Source organism: Streptomyces sp. NBC_01622, from assembly GCF_045209635.1.
Lineage (GTDB): Bacteria > Actinomycetota > Actinomycetes > Streptomycetales > Streptomycetaceae > Streptomyces.
Genome location: NZ_CP109293.1, coordinates 3,137,387 through 3,158,653 on the forward strand (window position 1 = coordinate 3,137,387; position 21,267 = coordinate 3,158,653).

General features: G+C 70.7%; 18 protein-coding genes and 1 pseudogene. 8 read left to right on the forward strand and 11 right to left on the reverse strand.

Features of this window, described 5'->3' with window-relative positions; genetic code table 11:
- Positions 1-78: 78 nt before the first annotated feature.
- Positions 79-468: a cell division protein SepF gene (locus tag OH768_RS13955; protein WP_406453522.1), complete on the reverse strand. Its 390-nt coding sequence runs from the start codon at positions 466-468 to the stop codon at positions 79-81.
- A gap of 198 nt (positions 469-666) precedes the next feature.
- On the opposite strand from OH768_RS13955, the gene OH768_RS13960 reads away from it, so the two are divergent.
- Positions 667-4,704: a molybdopterin-dependent oxidoreductase gene (locus tag OH768_RS13960; protein WP_406453524.1), complete on the forward strand. Its 4,038-nt coding sequence runs from the start codon at positions 667-669 to the stop codon at positions 4,702-4,704.
- Positions 4,705-4,903: 199 nt separating this feature from the next.
- Complete coding sequence (locus OH768_RS13965) at positions 4,904-6,577, forward strand: hypothetical protein (protein WP_406453526.1); 1,674 nt, start codon at positions 4,904-4,906, stop codon at positions 6,575-6,577.
- Positions 6,578-6,584: 7 nt separating this feature from the next.
- On the opposite strand, the gene OH768_RS13970 is transcribed toward OH768_RS13965, so the two are convergent.
- Positions 6,585-7,097, reverse strand: coding sequence for a YceI family protein (locus tag OH768_RS13970; RefSeq protein WP_406453528.1), 513 nt, complete (start codon positions 7,095-7,097; stop codon positions 6,585-6,587).
- A gap of 113 nt (positions 7,098-7,210) precedes the next feature.
- Between OH768_RS13970 and OH768_RS13975 the strand changes: the two genes are divergently transcribed.
- Complete coding sequence (locus OH768_RS13975) at positions 7,211-7,723, forward strand: MarR family winged helix-turn-helix transcriptional regulator (protein WP_406453530.1); 513 nt, start codon at positions 7,211-7,213, stop codon at positions 7,721-7,723.
- Positions 7,724-7,809: 86 nt separating this feature from the next.
- Here OH768_RS13975 and OH768_RS13980 read toward each other — a convergent pair.
- The 8 genes and pseudogenes from OH768_RS13980 to OH768_RS14015 form a co-directional block, all read right to left on the reverse strand.
- Positions 7,810-8,208 (reverse strand): annotated as a pseudogene (locus OH768_RS13980) (hypothetical protein); the annotation flags it as partial.
- A 44-nt stretch (positions 8,209-8,252) separates the two neighbouring features.
- The gene (locus OH768_RS13985) at positions 8,253-8,927 is read right to left on the reverse strand and encodes a 4-carboxy-4-hydroxy-2-oxoadipate aldolase/oxaloacetate decarboxylase (protein WP_406453532.1); all 675 of its coding nucleotides are present in this window, start codon (positions 8,925-8,927) and stop codon (positions 8,253-8,255) included.
- Between the two features lie 9 nt (positions 8,928-8,936).
- Entirely contained in the window at positions 8,937-10,160 is a 1,224-nt protein-coding gene (locus tag OH768_RS13990) for an aspartate transaminase (protein ID WP_406453534.1), read from the reverse strand.
- 4 nt (positions 10,161-10,164) lie between these two features.
- Complete coding sequence (locus tag OH768_RS13995; protein WP_200713645.1) at positions 10,165-10,908, reverse strand: SDR family oxidoreductase; 744 nt, start codon at positions 10,906-10,908, stop codon at positions 10,165-10,167.
- 75 nt (positions 10,909-10,983) lie between these two features.
- Positions 10,984-12,300 (reverse strand): MFS transporter, encoded by a 1,317-nt coding sequence (locus OH768_RS14000; RefSeq protein WP_406453536.1) that lies wholly within the window; start codon positions 12,298-12,300, stop codon positions 10,984-10,986.
- A gap of 295 nt (positions 12,301-12,595) precedes the next feature.
- Positions 12,596-13,582 carry a biotin-dependent carboxyltransferase family protein gene (locus OH768_RS14005; RefSeq protein WP_406453538.1) on the reverse strand — a complete coding sequence of 329 codons (987 nt, stop codon included), beginning with the start codon at positions 13,580-13,582 and terminating at the stop codon, positions 12,596-12,598.
- Positions 13,575-14,306, reverse strand: coding sequence for an allophanate hydrolase subunit 1 (locus OH768_RS14010; protein WP_406453540.1), 732 nt, complete (start codon positions 14,304-14,306; stop codon positions 13,575-13,577). The genes OH768_RS14005 and OH768_RS14010 overlap by 8 nt, the downstream gene beginning before the upstream one ends.
- Position 14,307: 1 nt before the next feature.
- Complete coding sequence (locus OH768_RS14015; RefSeq protein ID WP_406453542.1) at positions 14,308-15,090, reverse strand: LamB/YcsF family protein; 783 nt, start codon at positions 15,088-15,090, stop codon at positions 14,308-14,310.
- A 255-nt stretch (positions 15,091-15,345) separates the two neighbouring features.
- Here OH768_RS14015 and nac point away from each other — a divergent pair, with 255 nt between their 5' ends.
- On the forward strand, positions 15,346-16,260 hold the full coding sequence (gene nac, locus OH768_RS14020; RefSeq protein WP_406453543.1) for a nitrogen assimilation transcriptional regulator NAC: 915 nt from the start codon (positions 15,346-15,348) through the stop codon (positions 16,258-16,260).
- Positions 16,261-16,373: 113 nt separating this feature from the next.
- Entirely contained in the window at positions 16,374-17,366 is a 993-nt protein-coding gene (locus OH768_RS14025; RefSeq protein WP_406453545.1) for a 2-hydroxyacid dehydrogenase, read from the forward strand.
- Positions 17,367-17,375: 9 nt separating this feature from the next.
- Here OH768_RS14025 and OH768_RS14030 read toward each other — a convergent pair whose 3' ends face one another.
- On the reverse strand, positions 17,376-18,248 hold the full coding sequence (locus tag OH768_RS14030; RefSeq protein ID WP_406453547.1) for a helix-turn-helix transcriptional regulator: 873 nt from the start codon (positions 18,246-18,248) through the stop codon (positions 17,376-17,378).
- A gap of 145 nt (positions 18,249-18,393) precedes the next feature.
- Here OH768_RS14030 and OH768_RS14035 point away from each other — a divergent pair, with 145 nt between their 5' ends.
- The 3 genes from OH768_RS14035 to OH768_RS14045 all read left to right on the forward strand — a co-directional run bounded on the left by OH768_RS14035 (position 18,394) and on the right by OH768_RS14045 (position 21,264).
- Positions 18,394-19,311 carry an alpha/beta hydrolase gene (locus tag OH768_RS14035; protein ID WP_406453549.1) on the forward strand — a complete coding sequence of 306 codons (918 nt, stop codon included), beginning with the start codon at positions 18,394-18,396 and terminating at the stop codon, positions 19,309-19,311.
- 67 nt (positions 19,312-19,378) lie between these two features.
- Complete coding sequence (locus OH768_RS14040; protein WP_406453551.1) at positions 19,379-19,849, forward strand: MarR family winged helix-turn-helix transcriptional regulator; 471 nt, start codon at positions 19,379-19,381, stop codon at positions 19,847-19,849.
- The gene (locus OH768_RS14045) at positions 19,846-21,264 is read left to right on the forward strand and encodes an MFS transporter (RefSeq protein WP_406453553.1); all 1,419 of its coding nucleotides are present in this window, start codon (positions 19,846-19,848) and stop codon (positions 21,262-21,264) included. Before OH768_RS14040 ends, OH768_RS14045 begins: the two co-directional genes overlap by 4 nt.
- Positions 21,265-21,267 lie beyond the last annotated feature (3 nt).

Genomic DNA, 21,267 nt, shown 5'->3' on the forward strand with positions numbered 1-21,267 from the left:
AACCGTTCCGTCCCGGCGACCTTCCTACGATCGGGGGATCGCCCCCGCCGCTCTCATCGCTCCCGTCACCGGGCGGACTCACACACCCGGAACCCCCGCCCCCTCCATCAGCTCCCGCACTTCCGTCCCCGGCGGTGTGAGCAGGAACACATTCCGGTCGACGCGGGTCATCCCGCTCGACAGGCCGAAGACGACGCCCGTGCTGAAGTCGAGCACCCGCTTGGCGACCTCGGTCTCCGCGCCGGTCAGGTCGAGGAGCACCGGTATGCCCGCCATCAGGGTCTCCGCGACCTCGCGGGCGTCCCCGAACACATTCACGCGGAGGACGACGAAGCGGCGGCGCGGCTCGGTCTCGGGTATGGCCCGGTGGCTCACGGCGGACGGCCAGGCGTCCCGGCCTCGCAGCGGCACTACCTGCGCGAGCCCCTCCCACTGTTCGTCGGTGACATCGTGGCTGTTCACCGGCATGCTCCGTCCTGGGTCGCGCTGGCAGTCTGCATCCGGCAATTGTTGCGCACTGTCACCCGTTCGGCTCAACAGCGACACACTCCGCGACAAGATCGGGCACATCTCACACCGGCCCCGAGCCGGTTGTGCAGCGCGCGTAACCCCTCATGATCGAGCCGTGTGACATCGGCGTAACGGGCAATTCGTAGCGTCTACGGCATGACGACGAGCCTTCGGACACAGCAGGTACGAACGGTCTGCTCGTACTGCGGTGTGGGCTGCGGCATGCTGCTCGACGTCGGGGCGGGTCCCGACGGCAGGCGTACGGTCCTCAAGGCGTCCGGCGACAAGGCGCACCCGGCGAACGCGGGGCGGCTCTGCACCAAGGGCGCGACCACGGCAGAGATGCTCGCCGCGCCGGGCCGGCTGAGCAGCGCGCTGGTCCGGGACGAGCGGGGCGCGGAGCCGAGGCCGGCGCCCGTCGCGGACGCCGTCGCCGAGACCGCGCGCCGGCTGCGGAAGATCGTCGACGAGCACGGGCCGGACGCGGTCGCCTTCTACGTCTCCGGGCAAATGAGCCTGGAGGCGCAGTACCTGGCGAACAAGCTGGCCAAGGGGTTCGTGCGGACGAACCAGATCGAGTCCAACTCCCGACTGTGCATGGCGAGTGCGGGTGCCGGCTACAAGTCGTCGCTGGGCGCGGACGGCCCGCCGGGCTCGTACGAGGACTTCGAGCGGGCGGACGTGTTCCTGGTCATCGGCTCGAACATGGCCGACTGCCATCCGATCCTCTTCCTGCGGATGATGGAACGGGTCAAGGCGGGCGCCAAGTTGATCGTCGTCGACCCGCGCCGCACCGCCACGGCGGCGAAGGCGGACCTCTTCCTGCAGATCGCGCCGGGGACCGATCTCGCCCTGCTCAACGGCCTGTTGCACCTGCTGCACGAGAACGGGCACACCGACCAGGAGTTCATCGCCGCACACACCGAGGGCTGGGAGGCACTGCCCGAGTTCCTCGCCGACTACGCGCCGGACGCCGTCGCCGCCCTCACCGGTCTCGCGGAGGACGACATCCGTACGGCGGCCCGGCTGATCGGCGAGGCGGGCGAGTGGATGAGCTGCTGGACGATGGGGCTCAACCAGTCCACGCACGGGACGTGGAACACCAACGCCCTGGTCAACCTGCATCTCGCGACGGGCGCCATCTGCCGCCCGGGCAGCGGGCCGTTCTCCCTCACCGGCCAGCCGAACGCGATGGGCGGCCGTGAAATGGGCTACATGGGACCGGGATTGCCGGGCCAGCGGTCCGTACTGGTCGACGCGGAACGGGAGTTCACCGAGGAGGTGTGGGGCCTGCCGCCCGACACCATCCGCGCGGACGGCGTCGGCCGGGGCACCGTCGAGATGTTCCAGAAGATGGCCGACGGCGAGATCAAGGCCTGCTGGATCATCTGCACCAACCCGGTCGCCTCCGTCGCCAACCGACGCACCGTCATCGAGGGCCTGGAAGCAGCCGAGTTCGTCGTCACCCAGGACGTCTTCACCGACACCGAGACCAACGCGTACGCCGACATCGTCCTCCCCGGCGCACTGTGGACGGAGTCCGAGGGCGTCCTCGTCAACAGCGAGCGCACCCTCACCCTCGCCCGCCCGGTCGTCGACCCACCCGGCGAGGCGACGTCCGACTGGCGGCTCATCGCCGCCGTGGCGTGCGCCATGGGGTACGAGAAGGGCTTCTCCTACGACAGTGCAGAGGAAGTCTTCGAGGAGATACGGCAGTTCTGGAACCCGGTGACCGGGTGGGATCTGCGCGGGGTGACCTACGAGCGGCTGCGGTCCACGCCGGTGCAGTGGCCGGCGGCGGAGGACGGGCCGGACCGCAATCCCATCCGGTATGTGGGAGGTGGTGAGCTGCGGTTCCCAACTGCCGGTGGGCGGGCGGTGTTTCACGCTCGCCCGCACATGCCGGCCGCCGAACTGCCGGACGACGACTATCCGTTCGTGCTCAACACTGGGCGCCTTCAGCACCAGTGGCACACGCTGACGAAGACGGGCAAGGTCGCCAAGCTCAACAAGCTGAACCCCGGGCCCTTCGTCGAGCTGCATCCGCAGGACGCCCAGGAGTTGGGGATCGCGGAGGGCGACTCGGTGGAGGTCGCGTCACGGCGGGGGCGGGCGGTGCTGCCGGCCGTGGTGACCGACCGGGTACGGCCCGGAGGCTGTTTCGCGCCGTTCCACTGGAACGACCTCTTCGGCGAGTATCGATGCGTCAACGCGGTGACGAGCGACGCGGTCGATCCGGTGTCGTTCCAGCCGGAGTTCAAGGTGTGCGCGGTGTCGCTGGCGAAGGTGGCCGGCGCGCCACCGGCACAGCCGGAGGTGGTCCTGCCGACCTCCGTGACCCCTTCCGCTGTCACGACGGGCGAGAATCCCTTCGGGCTCGATCCCGCCCCGCCGCCCGTGCTCACCGCGCAGGAACGCGTCTATCTGACCGGCTTCCTCGCGGGCATCGAGTCCGGCGCCCCGGGTGTGCCGACGCTTCCGCCGGACGCGCCGTTCAGCGCCGAACACGCCTTGTGGGTCAACGGTGTTCTCGCCGGGATGTATTCGAGGTCGACGGCCGCTCCCCCACAGGAACGGCAGCAACAGCCGCGGGCCGGGCGGCAGATCGTCGTGCTGTGGGCCTCGCAGACCGGCAACGCCGAGGAGTTGGCGGCGGCCACCGCCGAGCGGCTGGGCTCGGCCGGACACCGGGCGAGTCTGCTCGGCATGGACCAGGCCGACGTCGGTACGCTTCCGGCCGACGCCGATCTCCTCTTCATCACCAGCACGTTCGGCGACGGCGACGCCCCCGACAACGGCTCCGGCTTCTGGGACGCGCTCGCCGGCGAGCAGGCGCCCCGGCTGGACGGAGTGCGGTTCGCGGTACTGGCCCTGGGCGACTCGTCGTACGACGACTTCTGCGGGCACGGGCGCCGACTGGACGCGCGGCTCGACGAGTTGGGCGGCGTGCGGCTGACCCCGCGCACGGACTGCGAGCCGGACTTCGAGCCGTCGGCGGACGCGTGGCTGGGCCAGGTACTCAACGCGCTGGGCACCCATACCGAGACCTCGGAATCACGGCCCCGCACCCCGAAACACACCCTCACCGCCGCCCGTCTCGTGGGCAACCGGCTGCTCAGCCGACCCGGCGCGGGCAAGGAAGTCCGCCGGTTCACCTTCGACACCAGCGGCGCCGACCTGACGTACGAGACCGGTGACGCACTCGGCGTGCGGCCGGTCAACTCCCCCTCCCTGGTGGACGAATGGCTCGCCGCCACCGGTGCCGATGCCTCAACGGCCGTAGAGGTGGCGGGTGTTGGCGAGTTCCCTTTCGCCGAGGCGCTGTACCGGCAGCTGGACATCACTCGGATCACGCCGGACCTGCTCCGCTTCGTGGCCGAACGGGCCCGGGACGACCGGGAGTTGCGCAGGCTGCTGCGGCCCGACAACAAGGACCGGCTCGCGCAGTGGAGTTGGGGGCGGCAGGCGGTGGACGTGCTCGCCGAGTACCCGGTGAAGGCGGACGCGGAGGACTGGGCCGGGGTCCTCAAGAAGCTTCAGCCGCGCCTGTACTCGATCAGCTCCAGCCCGCTCGTCGACCCGCACAGTGTGTCGCTGACGGTGTCGGTGGTGCGCTACGAGAACCTCGACGGCCGTCCGCGCGGCGGCGTTTGCTCGCCGTTCCTGGCCGATGCCGATGTGGCGGCGGGGACGGAGGTGCCGGTGTTCGTACAGCGGTCGCCGCACTTCCGGCCGCCCACCGACGCGGGGACGCCGATGGTGATGGTCGGGCCGGGCACGGGCGTCGCGCCGTTCGTCGGCTTCCTCCAGGAGCGGCGCGCGCTCGGGCACGCGGCGCCGAACTGGCTGTTCTTCGGCGAGCAGCACCGCGCGACGGACTTCTACTACGAGGAGGAACTCACGGAGTTGCTCGACGAAGGCACGCTCGCCCGGCTCGACACGGCCTTCTCCCGGGACCAGCGGGCCAAGGTGTATGTGCAGGACCGGATGCGTGAGCACGGGCCCGAGTTGTGGCACTGGCTGCAGGAGGGCGCCCACTTCTATGTGTGCGGTGACGCCTCGCGGATGGCGAAGGACGTGGACCGGGCGCTGCGTGACATCGCGGTCGCGCACGGCGGTCTCGACGAGGCCGAGGCGGCCTCGTACGTGAAGCAACTGGCGGCGGCGAAACGGTATGTGCGCGATGTTTACTGAATGAACCGATGGCTTCGGCCAGTTGAACAATGACGTTCGCTTTTGCTGCTTTCCCGCCACAAAAGCGGACTTCTTACCGCCCTCACACCCGACTCTTCACGATGCGCGACACCCCGCTCACCAGGGCCGAATAGCCTCCTGTGTTGTGCACTTGGCAGAAACACCACAGGTGACACCCGGTCGGCGGACACAGTCGGCGGTGTCCGCCCCGGAACCTCCCGCGCAGTGGCACCGCATCCTCACCCTGCTTGCCGACATCAGTCTGTTCATCGGTGTCCGCCCGGTGTGGACGCAGGCCGCCGGCCACCGGCTCGTCGTGGCGGCGGCCGTGTCCCTCTGCTACGTCTCGATTCTGGTGTGCGGTGTACTGGCCCTGGTGGTGCGCAGGGCACGGTCGTTGGCCCGGATCGACCTCGTCGTCCTGGTGACGGCGGTCCTGCTGACCCTGTCCGCGTGGTCGGTGTTCCACAACGGCGGCGACGAGGCGGTCCTCACCACCCAGGCCGCCAAGGAACTGGTCGCCGGGCACCCGGTCTACGGACAGCCCTGGCCGTGGCTCTTCCACTCCGGTGGCGTCGCGCTGACCCCGACCGTGACCGGCGGCTACGACTACACCTACGGATATCCGCCGCTGGAAACGCTGTTGACGGCGCCCCTGCTGTGGATCGGGCACGGCGGCGCCCCCGCTACGGCCGTCGCCACCGGTGCGCTCATCGCGGGCGCGGTCCTCATGTGGCGGCTGCTGCCCACCCCGTGGCGCTCGGCGGCCACCATCGCGTGCCTGGGCCTCGGCCTGTTGCCGACCTACGGCCGGCAGGGCTATCCCGCCGTCCTGGCCATGGCGTTGCTGGTGCCGGTGGTGATCCGCTGGCCCCGGATCGGCAGGGGCGGCCGGCTCGGCCGCGCCGGGATCGCCCAGGCCGCGTGTCTGGGGGCGGCCTGCGCGGCGCAGCAACTCCCCTGGTTTCTCACGCCGTTCCTGCTCGCCGGCATCTACGCCGTGCGGCGCGGTGAACTGGGCGCCAGGCAGGCGGCGTTGGTGCTGCTGCGGATCACCGGGGTCGCGCTCACCGTATGGCTGCTGATCAACACGTACTTCATCGTGCACGAGCCGGGCACCTGGATCGCGGGCATCGCGCTGCCGCTGACCCAGGGCGCGGTGGTGCACGGCCAGGGCCTGGTGGACATCTCGCTGTACTTCACGAACGGCAGCGACCGGCTCGACTGGTACTCCCACGCGAGCATGCTGCTGGCGGCGGGGCTACTCGCCGTGTTCGTGCTGTTCGTACGGCGGCTCGGCCCTGCGGCGACCGTCCTGCCCTGGTGCGCCTTCTATCTGGCGACCCGTTCGCAGGACGGCTACTACCTGATGATGACCCCGCTGTGGCTGGCGGCGGCGGTCACCACACCGCTCTCGGAGTTCCGTGACGCTTGGCAGCCGCGCCCCCGGGTGCTGTCCGGCCCGCAGCGCCGTCGGGCCAGGGTCGCGGCGGCCGTGCTACTGCTCACGCCCGCGCTGGCGAGCGCCGCCGTGGCGGCCACGGGGGCACCGCCGATGAGCATGAAGCTCGCCGGGGTGCGGCGCGCGGCACCCACCGTCGTGACCCGGCTGACCGTCCAGGTCACCAACTCGTCGGGCAGCGCCCTCTCGCCCCACTACATGCTCACCACGGGTCAGGGCATGAGCAGGTTCTGGTCGCAGGTGGGCGGCCCGACGACACTGCCCGCGCACAGCACCGAGCGCATCGAACTCCAGCCGCCCGGGGGGAAGTTCACCCTCCCCCACAAGAAGGTCCGGATCCGGGTGCGCGCGTTCACCGCGACCCCGCAGACGCTCTCCAGCTCGGACGTCCGGCTGCAGCCCGCGGGTTGACGTTCCGTCAGGCGGCGGTACGAAGGAAACGCAGCGTGGTGGTCACGGTGGTCAGCCCGCGCAGCATGCCCAGCTGGTTCCAGCCCAGGCCGAACTGGTCGCGGTCCACGGTGAATTCGGCGTCCAGGGTGAGCGCCTCGCCGCTCGCGTCCTTGAGCCGGGCGGTGAAGGTCTGCGGGCGGCTGATGCCGTGGACGGTCAGCTGACCGACGACGTGCACGGTGTCGCCGGTCAGCTCGGCGCTGCGCACCGCGAAGGTGATCTCCGGGAACTTCTCGACGTCGAAGAGGTCGGCGGAGCGCAGATGCTTGTCGCGCTTGGCGTTCTTGGTGTCCAGGGAGGCGGCGGCCAGGGTCAGCGTCCCGATCGCGGACCCGTCGGGCCGGACCTCGCCCTGACCGGTGACGGTGCCGAAGGCGCCCTTCACGTTGACCAGGCCCCACATCGTCTTGTGGCTGATGCCCACGGTGGAGGCGGCCTGGTCGAGCTGCCACACCCCGGTTTCGACGGCGACGGTCATGATCTCTCCCACTGGTTCCAGTAGTCCAAATTTGTATGAGCCTCACGCTAGCCCATTATCCAAATCTGGACAACCATCTCCTCCAAAATTGGACAACAGGTAGACTCAGAGCCATGGCCGACCCTGTTGAGCACCCTGCCGACCAGCCCGGATGTCCCTCCTCGCAGGGCGGCGGACTGCTCCCGCCCGAGCTGCGGGCCTGGATGCTGCTGCTGGCGGCGACCGGCGCGGTGGAGCAGGAGCTGCGCTCGGTCGTGAAGGGGAACCTCGACGTCTCGCACGACGAGTTCCTGGTGCTGTGCCTGCTGGCCGAGCAGCCCGAGGGGCTGCGCATGACCCGGATCGCCGAGCTGCTCGGCCGCCCGAAGACCCGGCTGACGTATCAGATCGCCTGTCTCCAGCACGCGGGCCTGGTCACCCGCAAGTCGGTCTGCGGGGACAAGCGCGGGGTCGAGGTCGCGCTCACGGAGAAGGCCCGACGGCTGCTGACGGAGGCGTCGGAAACCCTCTCCGAGACGGTCAAGCGGGCCCTCACCCAGTTCGTCGGCCCGGCCCAACGCGAGGCGATGTGCGCGCTGTTCCCGGACCTGGTCGCCGATACGCAGGACTCATCGGCGACGGCCTGAGACAGACCGAGGAGTCGGGTGAGGAGGAACGTCTCACGACGGTCGTCCGGCAGCAGGGCCGGCAGCCCGGGGGCCGACTGTCGTCGGACGACAGCGATCCCCAGCGGCGGGCCCCGAGAGGTGATCGCGTGGACGAGAAGGAGAAGCCGCGGCGCCCGGTCGGAACGCGGGCGGCGCGGCAGGGCGGGGAGCGCGAGCAGCAGTCGTAGCGGAGCTGCCAGGCGTCCGGCGACGGCCCGCGGGACGCGGCGCGTTCGCCGTACGTCAGCCACAGACCGCAGAGCAGGGCGGACGAGGTCGTGCCCCCGGCGGTGGTGGACGCCGACATGTGGCCCATGTCCGAGTGGAGGGCGGCCTGCGTGGCGACCACGAGGGTCACGATCAGCAGGAGCCCGCGTTCACGGCCCGCCAGGGGCCAGGCGGCGTCTCCGGTCACAGCGAGTCCGGGCGGCCAGTGCCCACGTGGGGACATGGCGGCCGGACATCTGAACGTGGCCCAGGGCGGCGAGCGCCACCCAACGGACCGGTCCTACTCCTCGATCACCAGGCCCTTCGCCGCCAGCACCGGAGCGAGACCGCACATCTCGGTCACCGTCCTGCCCGCCCGGTACGCGGCGATGAATCCCGCCTCGGCGTCGATCCGTTCCTGTGAGGCCGTGACCGCCTCGGCGGCGTCCTCGCGGCGGACGACGACCACGCCGTCCGCGTCGGCGCGCATGATGTCGCCGGGGCGGACGAGAACGCCGCCGACGGTGATCGGTTCGCACATGGGGCCGACGGTCTCCTTGACCGTGCCCTTGATGGAGACGCTGCGGGAGAAGACCGGGAAGCCCAGGGCGCGCAGGTCCTCGGTGTCGCGGACGCCGGTGTCGGTGATCAGACCGGCGAGGCCCTTGGACTGGCAGGCGTTGGCGAGGACGTCGCCGAAGGAGCCCGCCTCCTCGTAGTTGCCGGCGGACACGACCACGACGTCGCCGGGGCGGGCGTAGGCGATGGCGGTCTGGAGCATCAGGTTGTCGCGCGGCGCGCACTGGACGGTGAAGGCGGGGCCGCACAGGGACATGGTGTGGTCGACCGGCTTGATGGCCGAGTCCAGCGCCCCGAGGCGGCCCTGCGCCTCATGGATCGTGGCCGAGGAGAAGACGCTCAACTGCTTGACCAGGTCGGGCTCCGGCCGGTCGAACTTGGTGCTGACGCGGATCATGATGGCCTTTCAGGCGGAGGGCTCGGAGGGGGCGTCGGTCAGTGCGGCGCACGCCGTCGCGATGCGCTCGCAGGCCTCGGTGAGGACGTCCGTCGACGTGGCGAAGGAGATACGGAAGTAGCCGGGCGCGCCGTACGCGGCTCCGTGGATCACCGCCACCTGCCGGCTGTCGAGAAGGTGCAGGGCGAAGTCCTCGTCGTTCTCGATGCGGGTGCCGGTGGGCGTGAACTGCCCTATCGCCGCCTGGCAGTTGACCAGGAGGTAGAAGCCGCCGTCCGGGATCGTGCAGCTGAGCTGGGGCACGTCGTTGATGAGCTTCACGGTCTCGTCGCGGCGGGCGCGGTAGACGCGCACGGTGTCCTGGACGAAGTCCTGCGGTCCGGTGAGCGCGGCGGCAGCGGCGGCCTGGCTCACGGAAGAGGGGCACGAAGAGGTCTGCGACTGAAGGGTGTTGATCGCGGTGACCAGGTCCGCCGGACCGACCCCGTACCCGATGCGCCACCCCGTCATCGCGTACGTCTTGGAGACACCGTTGGTGAGGAACACCCGGTCGGCCAGGCCCGGTTCGACGGCCGCGAGGGACGGGGCCTCCTCGTCGCCGTACCAGATCGCGTCGTAGATCTCGTCGGTGAGGACGCCGACGTGCGGGTGGGCCAGCAACACCTGGGCGAGAGCGTGGAGTTCGGCGGTGGTGTAGGCGGATCCGGTGGGGTTGCCCGGGGTGTTGAGGACGACCCAGCGGGTGCGTTCGGTGAGGGCCGAACTCAGCCGCTCCGGGGTCAGCTTGAAACCTTCCGCCTCCGGGCAGTCGACGATGACCGGCGTGCCGTCGTTGGCGCGGACCATGTCCGGGTACGACACCCAGTACGGCGCGGGGACGATCACCTCGTCGCCCTCGTCCAGCGTGGCCATCAGGGCGAGGAAGATGACCTGCTTGGCGCCCCCGCCGACGGTGATCTGACTGTCCGTGAACTCCAGGCCGTGACGCTCGCGGAGTTTGCCGGAGATCGCCGCGCGCAGTACCGAAGTGCCGTTCACCGGCGTGTACTTGGTCTCGCCCGCATCTATGGCCCGGATCGCGGCGGCCTTGACGTGGTCGGGGGTGTCGAAGTCGGGCTCGCCCACGGTGAGGTCGAGGATGGTGAGACCCTGGCTCTTCAGCTCGCGGACGCGCTGGGCCGCCGCCGTGCTCGGGGAGGGCTTGATACGGCGGAGCCGTTCTGCCGTCTTCATGTGATCAGCCCTCCCTGCGCTCGAAGTTGAGGCCGCCGGGCACCTGGAAGGTGGGCAGGATCTCGATGTGACCGATGTTCACGTGCCGGGGCGCGTCGACGGCGAACTCGATGGCGTCGGCGATGTCCTCGGGCTTGAGGGACTCGTAGCCGTCGTAGAACTCGCGCTGGGCGGCCTCCATGTCGCCGAGGAGGCGGCCGAAGATCTCCGTCTCCACGCGGCCGGGGCAGATCTCGCTGACGCGGACGCGGCGGCCGTAGCCGTCGACGCGGAGCTGGCGGGAGAGGGTGTGCACGGCGGCCTTGGTGGCGTGGTAGATCGTGTTGCCGCCGAAGTTGTAGACGCCGGCGATGGAGCTGATGTTGACGATGTGGCCGAGGTCGCGCTCGACCATGCCGGGCATGAGCAGGCGGACCAGGTGCAGGACGGCCTGGATGTTGACGGCGATCTGCTCGTCGACGGCGAACTCGTCGGCGGTGAGGATGTTGCCGGTGCGGGAGACGCCCGCGTTGTTGACGAGGACGTCGATCTCCAGGCCGTCGAGGACGGCGGTGAGCGCCTCGGTGTCGGTGATGTCGACGGCGTGGGGGATGCAACCGGTCTCGTCGGCAAGGGTGTTGAGCCGGTCGGCGTTGCGGGCCACGGCGTGGACCTCCAGGCCGCGCTTGGCGAGCCGTTCGACGACCACGGCTCCGATGCCGGTCGACGCTCCGGTGACGAGGGCCGTCCTGTAGTCGGAGATGGGCATGCTGAGGTGCTCCTTGTTGTGCGGGGTGCGGGGTGGGGGTGCGCGGGCGTGCGGGTGCCGGGATGCCTGGGGCTGTCAGGCGTCGCGCAGGGGCAGGTGGGCGCGGTCCTTCACCTTGGACACGGCGAGGAGCGTGCCCAGGGCCGTGATCACGGCGTAGAAGGCCGGCATGTTGACGTTGCCCGTGCGGTCGATGAGGTAGGTCATCAGGAGCGGGGCGGTGCCGCCGAAGAGGGCGGAGGAGACGTTGTAGCCGAGGCCGTAGGCGGAGTAGCGCACCCGGGTCGGGAAGAGTTCGACGAGCAGGATGTGGATGACGCCTGTGTGGCCGGCGAACACCACCGCCATGATGCAGGCGCCGATCACGGCGAGCGCCACGTTGCCGGTGCCGATCAGCAGGTAACAGGGGATGCCGACGATCGCCATCGCGACGGCGGCTCCGGCGAGGACCTTCTTGCGGCCGACGCGGTCGGAGAGACGGCCCATGTAGGGGATGGCGAAACAGATCGCGACCAGGCTGGAGGCGGTGACGAGGAGGCCCTGCACCTTGCTGAAGTTCAGCTCGCTGCTCATGAAGGTGGGCATGTAGCTGAACAGGACGTAGTAACCGGAGCCGTTCATCAGGGGGATGAACAGGGCCAGCAGCATCGCGCGGCGGTGCTCGGCGGACGCGAAGGCCTCCTTGAGCGGGTTCTTGGAGAGGCCGTCCTCTTCTTTCAGGCGCGTGAAGTTCGGGGTGTCGCTGATGCGCTTGCGGATGTAGATGCCGGCGATGCCGAGCGGGACGGCGAGCAGGAACGGGATGCGCCAGCCCCAGGACTCCATGCGCGCGGAGCCGAGTCCGCTGGTCATCGCGGCGGCGACCAGGGTGCCGGTGAGCAGGGCGAGGAACGAGGCGATCTGCGCGTAGCTGGTGTAGAGCCCGCGCTTGCCCTCCGGGGCGTGCTCGGCGAGGAAGCTCATCGCGCCGGAGGCCTCACCGCCGACGGAGAAGCCCTGCGCCACGCGGAGCAGGATCAGCAGGGCGGGGGCGGCTACGCCGATACTCGCGTAGGTGGGCAGTACGCCGATGGCCGCGGTGGCGGCGCTGATGAGGAGGATGACGAAGACCAGCATGCGCTGGCGTCCGATGCGGTCGCCGAGGTGGCCGCAGATGACGGCGCCGAGGGGGCGGAAGAAGAAGGAGACGGCGTAGCCGAGGAAGACGAACTGGACGGCGGTCGCGTTGTCCGTGTTGGGGAAGAAGACGGCGGCGAGCGATCCGGCCATGAAGCCGAAGATGCCGTTGTCGTAGAGCTCGGCGAAGATGCCGACGCAGCCCGCGAGGGTGACCTTGCGGGCGGTTCTGGGATCGACCGTGTTGGGGACTGGCTGAGCGGCCACGGTACTCATGGCGTCTCCTGTCTGGGCAGCAGGCGTGGGATGAGGGGCGTTACGGGGCTCCGTGCGGGGTGCTTCCAGCGGGTGAGCGGGGAGCGGGTGCGGGTGGGTTTTGTGTGCGGGTGAGTTATGTGCGGGTGGGGGGAGCGGATGTGGGTTTCGTGCGGGCCGGTGGGGGCTGGTCGCGCAGTTCCCCGCGCCCCTTCAGAGCGGGCCCGTGTTGAAGAGGGGCGGGTGGTCAAGCCCCCGCGGGTGCTAGTTCCCCGCGCCCCTTCAGAGCGGGCCTGTGTTGAAGAGGGGCGGGTGGTCAAGCCCCCGCGGGTGCGCGGATGCGCAGTGCCTCGAAGGCTGTGCGGACCCTGGTTCTCAGGGCGTCGATCGCGTGGCGTTGTGCGCGGTGGGCGGTGACCGCCTGGTCGAGGGTGCGGTGGCGGAAGCGGATGGTCTGGCCGGGGCGCACCTGCCCCAGGGCGGACAGACCGGTGGCGGTGACGACGGCGAGGACGGGGTAGCCGGCCGTGACACCGCGACCGCGGTGGAGTACGAGGAGTTCGTCCCCGGCGGGAACTTCTACGGCCCCGATGGGGACGCCCCGGGAGAGCACCTCGCCCTTGGTGACGCGGCGGGGTACTGCGCCCTGGAGGCGCAGGCCGATGTGGTTGCTTCGCGGGGTGACCGTGAAGGGGGCGTCGAACAGGCGCCGGCCCGTGTCGCCGAACTCGGCCCGGTCGGGGCCGTCGGTGACGTCGATGGTCCAGCTGGTGGGGAACGGGGGGACGGGTGCGTTCAGGCGGAACAGCGGGATGCGCGAGAACGGGTGGTCGATGGGCGGGCAGGCCGTGCGCAGGGCGAGTTCGTCGCCGGCGCTCAGGGGCGGGCCGAAGCCCAGGATGGTGTCGGGGGCGCAGCTGCCCTGGAGGTGGTCGGCCTCGAACGAGCCGAGTACCGCGAGGTAGACGCGCAGTCCGCGGCGGATGCCGGTGACGCGGATGGTCTCGCCGGCGCGTACCGGGACGGGTTCCCACTGCGGTCGTACGACACCTTCGACGGTGACGTCCGCGGGGGCGCCCGTCACGGCGATGAGGATGTCGCCGGAGGGGATGCACGCGAAGTCGAGGGCGGTGATCTCCAGCAGCGGGGCGCGGTCGTCGTTGCCGCACAGGACGTTGGCGACGCGCGCCGAGTGCTGGTCGGCGGCACCGTTGGCGGGCAGTCCGTAACGGGAGCGGCCGACGCGGCCGAGGTCCTGCACGGTGACGATGCCGGCGGTGCGGACGGTGAGGGTGTCAGCCATGCCCCACCACCGAGTCCGCCAAGTCCCCCAGGGCCAAGTCGGCGTATTCGTCCCACTGTTGGGGTTCGATGGGCCGGAAGCGGAAGGTGTCTCCGGGCCGGTACGCGGTGATCGGGTCGCTGTGCAGATCGAGGACGCGCACCGGGGTGCGGCCCAGGAGCGGCCAGCCGCCGGGTGAGGGCATCGGGCAGATGACCGCCTGCCGTCCGGCGACGGCGACCGAACCGGCGTCGACGCGGGTGCGGGGCGAGGCGAGGCGAGGCACCGGCTTCGGGAACGGCGGGCCGTCCGTCATCGGGGCGCCGGCGGGTGCGCCGAGGCAGCGGACGGTGAGGTCGGTTCCGGAGTGCAGGGCGATGATCTCGCCCTCGGACAGGCCGAGTTGGGCGGCCACCTCCGGCAGGTCCGGTCCGTACTCGCCGCCGTAGACGACGGGGACGACGAAGCGGCGCGGGGGCGCTGTCGGCGCGGGGTGCGGGCCGAGGCGGGCCGCCTCGTGGGCCAGGACGTGGCGGACGGTGGCGTGGTCGGTGGCGGTGCAGTCGAACTCGACGAGCAGGGCGTCGTAGGTGGGCACCACGTCGTGGACGCCGGTGAGTCGGACGGCGTTCAGGGCGTCGGCGAGGGCGTGGACGAGCCGCCAGGCGGGTTCGGCGTCCAGGCCTACGGCCTTGGCGACGAGGGCGGAGTCGCCGCAGTCCGCGATGGTGACGTTGCCGTTCATGTCAGCTGTCCCTGCCGCTGAGGACTTTGTCGAGGGAGGTGATCTCGATGTCTGCGGTGAGGAGTTGCTCGCGGATGCGACCGGCCAGGGCGATCGCGCCGGGGCTGTCGCCGTGCAACAGGACGGTGTCGCAGGCGACTTGGACGTCCGTGCCGTCGACGCTGCGGATGACGCCCTCGGTGACCATGCGCAGGGTGCGGCGGGCGACCTCGTCCGGGTCGTGGATCACCGCGCCGGGCTCGGAGCGCGGGACGAGGGTTCCGTCGGCGCGGTAGGCGCGGTCGGCGATGCCCACGATGCCGACCCGCAGGCCGCGGGCGCGGGCCGCGTCGGCCAGCTCGCCGTCCTGCGCGAGGACGATCAGTGACTCGTCCAGGGCGGCCACGGCGTCCACGACGGCGCGGGCGTAGTCGGCGCGTACGGCGACCAGGTTGCCGAGGCGGCCGTGCGGGGCGACGTGGTGGACCCGGGTGCCGTGGGCGACGGCGAAGGCCTGGAGGGCGCCGATCTGGTAGAGCACGTCGGTGCGGACCTCCTCCGGGGTGAGGTCCATCGCGCGGCGGCCGAAGCCGACCAGGTCGGGGAAGCTGGGGTGGGCGCCCACGGCGACCTGCTTCTCCACGCAGGTCCGCACGGTCGCGTCCATGATGCGAGGATCGCCCGCGTGGAATCCGCAGGCCACGTTGGCGGAGGTCAGCATCTCCAGAAGGGCCGCGTCGTCGCCCATTGTGTAGGCGCCGAATCCCTCGCCGAGATCGGCGACGAGATCAACCATGGGGGTCATGACGTCCTCCGGGAGAGAATGCGGTAATGGGGAACTCCGGGAAAGGGAATTCTGCGGGGAGATTAATTGAGGGACGGGGATGCCCTGGATGTTCCGCACAACTTATTCGGCCCGTCGCGTGATCGCCAATATCCGTTCGGTCTGGCGTTATCGCGAACGGCTATGACTCCCCTCACACCCTCCACTCGCCGGGGCTGTGCTTCGGGGTGATCCCTCCCTACGATGAGGCTTCGCTCCACCTGGAAGGCCCCGCGCATGGACACCAGACGTCTCTACTCGTTCATCAAGATCATCGACGCGGGGAGCATCACGCGCGCGGCCGACATCCTGCACATCGCCCAGCCGGCGCTGAGCCAGCAACTGTCGGCCCTGGAGGCGCAGTTCGGGCAGCAACTGCTGATCCGCAGCAAACGCGGGGTGGCCCCGACCGAGGCGGGCCGGGCGCTGTACCGGCACGCCCAGCTCATCCTGCGGCAGGTGGACCTCGCGCAGGCGGCTGTGGACGTCTCCGGCCGGGCCCCCGCGGGCAGCGTGTCGGTGGGCCTCGCGCCGTACAGCCTGGGCGCGGCCCTCGCGCTGCCGCTGCTCAAGAGCGTGCGCGAGCGCTACCCGGACATCCTGCTGCACATCAACGAGAACTTCGGTGGGGTGATCAGCGAGGCGATCATGACCGGCCGGATGGACATGGCGTTCATCTACGGCGCCGGGCCGCTGCGGGGTGTGCAGTTCGAGCCGGTCCGTACCGAGGACCTCTTCCTGATCGAGGCGCCAGGTGACGCGGCACCGCAGGGGAAGGGCGAGGTGCGCCTGGAGGAGCTGGCGAGCCTGCCGCTGCTGCTGCCCAGCCGGATCCACACGATCCGGCAGGTGGTGGACGCGGCCTTCCAGCAGGCGTCGCTGCGGCTGAACGTGGTGGGCGAGGTGGAGTCGGCGCTGACCCTCGTCAACGCGGTGGACGCGGGCCTCGGTGCGACGGTCCTGCCGTGGTCGGCCGCGCGGGCCATTCTCGATGTCCGTGCCCTGTCCGTGCGGCGGATCGTGGAACCGGTCATCCAGGTCAAACTGTCCGTGGTCACGTCGGACAATCAGCCGCTCTCGGAGCCGGCCCTGGCGGTGCACGATCTCTTCCTGGAGCTGATCGCCGGCGACAAGAATAACGACGACCAATAGCGTCACAAGAATCCGTTATTTGTTTCCGGTGACCGCCGCGGCTAGCTTTCTTCGAAACCTCCTCGAAATTATTCGCCCGGTCGGCAATACGCGGCTCGTCACTGGAGAAGCACATGAAGAAGCGTGTCCTCGCCACCCGTGAAAACCTGCCCGGCCAAGGTCTGGAACGCCTCTCCGCGAGCGCGGAACTGGTCGCCTGGCCCGGTGCCGGCAAGCCCGGACCGGCCGACCTCGCGGCTCTCGCCCCCGGGGCGAGCGGCGTACTGGCCCTCGGCAACGACCCGGTGGACGCCGCCCTGATGGACGCGGCGGGCCCCTCTCTGCGTGTCGTCGCCCTCGCCAGCATGGGTTTCGACAACGTCGACCGGGCCGCCGCCGCAGAACGCGGCATCGTCGTCACGCACACGCCCCGCGTGCTCGCGGAGACCACCGCCGACCTCACCTTCGCGCTGATCCTCGCCGCCCGCCGCAGGCTCGGCGCGGCCGGGGCGAGCCTCTCGGAGGGCTCCTGGGAACTGTTCCGGATGCACGACTACCTCGGCCTTGACGTCCACGGCGCCACCCTCGGCCTGATCGGCTACGGCCAGATCGGCCGCGCGGTGGCCCGCCGGGCGCACGGTTTCGGCATGCGGGTGATCCACCACGACCCGTACGCCCCCGACGACGACCTCTCGACCTCGGTCGGCCTGGCCGCCCTGCTGGCCGACGCGGACGTGGTGTCGCTGCACGTACCGCTCACCGAGGAGACCCGCCATCTGATCTCGGCCCGCGAGCTGGCCGCGATGAAGCCCACGGCCACGCTGGTCAGCACCTCGCGCGGCGGGGTCGTGGACGAGGAGGCCCTGCTCGACGCCGTCCGCGAGGGACGGCTGCACTCCGCCGGGCTCGACGTCTTCGAACGCGAGCCGATGGGACGGGAGTTGTCCCCGCTGGTCGCCGAGCCGAACGTGATCACGCTCCCCCACATCGGATCGGCCACCGAGGCGACCCGGGCCGCGATGGTCGACCTGGCGGTGGACAACATCCTCGACGTCCTGGCCGAACGGCCCGCCCGTACACCCCTTCCGGGCAGTGCGGCGGTGGCGGGCGCGCCGGTCGGCGGCTGAGCCCCCCGCTCACCCCGCCTGCGTGCTGGTGAGGCCCGCCCACTGCAGCAGGAACCGCAGCGCCTCCCGCGAGGGCGAGTCCGGTGGCGCGGTGTAGGCGACGAGCAGTTGCTCGGGGTGGGTGTCGACGGTGAACTGCTGGACGTCGAGGGTGAGTTCACCGGCGACCGGATGGAGGTAGGTCTTGGTGAGCTGCCGCGGTCCGCGCACCTGGTGGCCGGCCCACCAGGTGCGGAAGTCCGGGTCGCGGACGCCGAGTTCGGCGACCAGGGCGGTCAGCGCGGGGTCGTGCGGGGTGCGGCCCGCCTCCATGCGCAGGACGGCGACGCACTCGCGGGCGGCCCGGGGCCAGTCGGCGTACAGGGCGCGGAAGGGGGCGTCGAGGAAGGTGAGCCGGATCAGGTTGCGCTCGGCCTGGGGCAGGGCGCCGAAGTCGGTGAGGAGTGCCGAGGCCGCGCGGTTCCAGGCGAGTACGTCCATGCCCCGGTGCAGCACCATCGCCGGGACGTCGTACATCGTGTCCAGCAACTGCCGTAGCCGTGGGGCGACTTCGGGCCGTCCGGCCGGTCGGGCGACCGCGCCGGGGGCGACCTCGGCCAGGGTGAGGAGGTAGGCGCGCTCGTCCGGTGCGAGGTGCAGCGCGTCGGCGAGCGCGTCCAGGACGGCGCGGGAGCCCCGGCGGGTGCGGCCCTGTTCCAGGCGGACGACGTAGTCGACGCTCACGTGCGCGAGATGGGCCAGTTCCTCCCTGCGCAGCCCGGGTACGCGGCGCAGCCGGCCGTCGTCGGGGAAGCCCGCCTCGTGCGGGTCGCGTTCCGCGCGGCGGGCGCGCAGGAAGTCGCCCAGTTCGTTGCCGGAGAGGGACGCGTCGGGGTCTGTCATGCCTCCAGTGTCGTCGGGGCCGCGCGTGCGTGCCTGGTACAGAACCGCATAGGCAGAGCCGTCCCTGGTGGCGCGGGGTGGGGTGGCGTGACGGTGGGGGCATGGCCGTACACCGGCTCCCCCACCTCCGACTGGAGTGCATCCCATGCGTACCGACGTCACCTTCCTCAGCGCGGGCCTGAAGCTCGCCGGTCACCTCTACACCCCGGACGAAGAGACGCCGGGGGTGCCGTGTCCCGCGATCGTGGTCGGGCATCCCGGCACCGGGGTGAAGGAACAAGCCTCCGGCCTGTATGCCCGCCTGCTGGCCGAGCGCGGGTTCGTCACGCTCGCCTTCGACGCCGCCTACCAGGGCGAGAGCGAGGGCGAGCCGCGCGATCTGGAGGATCCGGGGCAGCGGGTCGAGGACCTCAAGGCCGCCGTTTCCTTCCTCGGCACCCTCGACGAGGTGGACCCCGGCCGCATCGGGGTGCTGGGCATCTGCGCCTCCGGCGGTTACGCCCTGGCGGCGACCGCGACCGACCCGCGCATCCGGGCCGTGGGCACGGTCAGCGCCGTAGACATGTCACGGCAGTTCCGGCTCGGCGCGGACGGCGCGCAGGACGTGGCCGTCGTGGAGGGCATGCTGGCCGCCGCCTCCGCGGCCCGCACCGCGGAGGCCCGTGGTGCGGACGTCCAGCGTTTCCCGGTCTTCCCCACCACCGAGGAGGAGGCCCGCGCGGGCGGCCCGCACGTCTACGAGGGCTGGGAGTACTACTGCACTCCGCGCGCCCAGCACCCCCGCTCGGCCAAGGCGCTGACCTGGACCAGCGTGGATCGCATCGCCGCCTCCGACACGTTCGCATCCGTCGCCCTGATCGCTCCGCGTCCCCTGCTGCTGATCGTCGGGCGTGCGGCCGTGACGTCCTGGATGAGCGTGGAAGCGTTCGAAAAGGCTTCCGGAACAAAGGAGTTGGCGTGGATCGAGGGCGCTTCGCACGTCGACCTCTATGACAAGGACGAGTACGTCACGCCCGCCGTCGAGAAGCTGGACGGCTTCTTCGCCGCCCACCTGGCGGTGTGATCCAGCCGACAGGGAAAACTGCACAAGTAACTTGGCAAAGTTACTTGTGCAGTTTTACCTTGGGACCATGAACACGAACCCCGCACCGCGGCAGTCCGTCGCGACCGCGCAGCGGCTCAACGACGCGATGACCCGGCTGCGCGCACGGCTGCGCGTGGAATCGGGTCAGCACACGACCGGACTGACCCTCACGCAGCTCGGCGTGCTGGCGAGTGTCGTGCGGGAGGGACCGGTCACCGCGGCGCGACTCGCGACGCTGGAGCGCGTCAGCGCCCAGTCCATCGCGCAGAGCCTGGCGGTGCTCAAGGCCGCCGGGCTGGTCCGCAGCGAGCCGGACGCGCAGGACGGCCGCAAGAAGCTGATGAGCGCCGACCCGTCCGCGACCGAACTGGTCGACAAGCTGCTCGCGGGCCGTGCCTCCTTCCTGGCCCGGGCCATCGACCGGCTCCTCGCCCCGGAGGAGCGCAAGGACCTGGACAAGGCCATCGAGCTGCTGGAGCGCCTGGCCGGGGCCGAGCTGGACGACGGCCGCATATGAGGGCCGACGCCGCCAAAGCCGTCGCCGCGGCACGCGATCTCGCGCGCAAGCCGTTCGCCTGGACCTTCACGACCCCGCTCTACGTGGGCGCGAGCCTGAACCCGGTCAACAGTTCCATCATCGCGACCGCACTGGTGCCGATCGCCACCGAGCTGCATGTCCCGGTCGGCAGCACCGCCGTGCTGGTCTCCTCGCTGTATCTGGCCAGCGCCATAGCGCAGCCCACCGCCGGCAAGCTGGCGGAGGTGCTCGGGGCGCGCCGGATCTTCCTGGCCGGGATCGTCCTGGTGCTGCTCGGCGGTGTCGTCGGCGGTCTCGGCCAGAACCTGGCGACGCTGACCGTCGCGCGTGTCCTGGTCGGCGTCGGCACGTCGGCCGCGTTCCCCTGCGCGATGGTGCTGATCCGGCGCCGCGCCCAGGACGCCGGTCTCGACGCGCCGCCGGGCGGGGTGCTCGGCGGTATCGCGATCGCGGGCATGGCCACCGCCGCCGTCGGTCCGCCGATCGGCGGGCTGCTGGTCGGCGCGGGCGGCTGGCGCTGGGCGTTCCTGATCAACATCCCGGTCACCGCGATGGCGATGGTGATGGCGGTGCGCTGGCTGCCCAAGGACCCGGTGCTCGACCGCGCGGACCGGCGGTTCCACAGGGTCGCCGACCGGATCGACCTGCCCGGCATCCTCGGCTTCGCCGTGACGATGAGCGCGCTGGTCATCTTCCTGATGGGCCTCCCCCGGCTCGACTGGCCCGCCCTCGCCGTCTTCGCGCTGGCCACCGTACCCACCGTCCGATGGGAGCTGCGCAGGACCGCGCCGTTCTTCGACTTCCGCGGCCTCGCCGCCAACGGCGCCCTCACCCGCACCTATCTGCGCCAGGGGCTCACCCTGCTCGGCACCTACTCGGTGATGTACGGCATGACGCAGTGGATGGAGGCCGCGCACGGGCTGTCCACGGTGACGGCGGGACTTCTGCTGCTGCCGATGGGCGCCGTCTCCGCGCTGCTCTCGCGCCCGCTGGCCCGCCGCAATCTGGTGCGCGGCCCGCTGATCGTCTCGGCGGTGACCATGCTGATCGGCTCGGCCGGGATCATGCTGCTCACCTCGGACAGCCCGGCCATCGCGCTCGTGCTGGTGTCCCTTATCTTCGGCGTCACCTCGGCCGCCACGACCGTGGGCAACCAGACCGCCCTGTACCTCGCCGCGCCGCCCGACCAGATCGGCACCGCCTCCGGGCTGTTCCGCACCTTCGGCTACCTCGGCACCATCACGTCCGCCGTGATCGGCGGGATCGTCTTCCGCGACGGCGCGAGCGACCACGGCCTGCACATCCTCGGCCTCGTCCTGGTCGGGGCGGGCGTCGTGGTCCTCCTGCTGACCGTCCTGGACCGGCGCCTGATGGGCCGCGGCACGACCACCTGACCG

Excerpts from the sequence above, each read along its gene's own strand:
- OH768_RS14040 (WP_406453551.1), top strand. The coding sequence starts at position 19,379 with ATGAACACGAACCCCGCACCGCGGCAGTCCGTCGCGACCGCGCAGCGG.
- OH768_RS13960 (WP_406453524.1), top strand. The coding sequence starts at position 667 with ATGACGACGAGCCTTCGGACACAGCAGGTACGAACGGTCTGCTCGTAC.
- OH768_RS13985 (WP_406453532.1), bottom strand. The coding sequence starts at position 8,927 with ATGATCCGCGTCAGCACCAAGTTCGACCGGCCGGAGCCCGACCTGGTC.
- OH768_RS14035 (WP_406453549.1), top strand. The coding sequence starts at position 18,394 with ATGCGTACCGACGTCACCTTCCTCAGCGCGGGCCTGAAGCTCGCCGGT.
- OH768_RS14045 (WP_406453553.1), top strand. The coding sequence starts at position 19,846 with ATGAGGGCCGACGCCGCCAAAGCCGTCGCCGCGGCACGCGATCTCGCG.
- OH768_RS13970 (WP_406453528.1), bottom strand. The coding sequence starts at position 7,097 with ATGACCGTCGCCGTCGAAACCGGGGTGTGGCAGCTCGACCAGGCCGCC.
- OH768_RS13990 (WP_406453534.1), bottom strand. The coding sequence starts at position 10,160 with ATGAAGACGGCAGAACGGCTCCGCCGTATCAAGCCCTCCCCGAGCACG.
- OH768_RS14015 (WP_406453542.1), bottom strand. The coding sequence starts at position 15,090 with ATGACCCCCATGGTTGATCTCGTCGCCGATCTCGGCGAGGGATTCGGC.
- OH768_RS14025 (WP_406453545.1), top strand. The coding sequence starts at position 16,374 with ATGAAGAAGCGTGTCCTCGCCACCCGTGAAAACCTGCCCGGCCAAGGT.
- OH768_RS14030 (WP_406453547.1), bottom strand. The coding sequence starts at position 18,248 with ATGACAGACCCCGACGCGTCCCTCTCCGGCAACGAACTGGGCGACTTC.
- OH768_RS14010 (WP_406453540.1), bottom strand. The coding sequence starts at position 14,306 with ATGAACGGCAACGTCACCATCGCGGACTGCGGCGACTCCGCCCTCGTC.
- OH768_RS13995 (WP_200713645.1), bottom strand. The coding sequence starts at position 10,908 with ATGCCCATCTCCGACTACAGGACGGCCCTCGTCACCGGAGCGTCGACC.
- OH768_RS14005 (WP_406453538.1), bottom strand. The coding sequence starts at position 13,582 with ATGGCTGACACCCTCACCGTCCGCACCGCCGGCATCGTCACCGTGCAG.
- nac (WP_406453543.1), top strand. The coding sequence starts at position 15,346 with ATGGACACCAGACGTCTCTACTCGTTCATCAAGATCATCGACGCGGGG.
- OH768_RS13955 (WP_406453522.1), bottom strand. The coding sequence starts at position 468 with ATGCCGGTGAACAGCCACGATGTCACCGACGAACAGTGGGAGGGGCTC.
- OH768_RS13975 (WP_406453530.1), top strand. The coding sequence starts at position 7,211 with ATGGCCGACCCTGTTGAGCACCCTGCCGACCAGCCCGGATGTCCCTCC.
- OH768_RS14000 (WP_406453536.1), bottom strand. The coding sequence starts at position 12,300 with ATGAGTACCGTGGCCGCTCAGCCAGTCCCCAACACGGTCGATCCCAGA.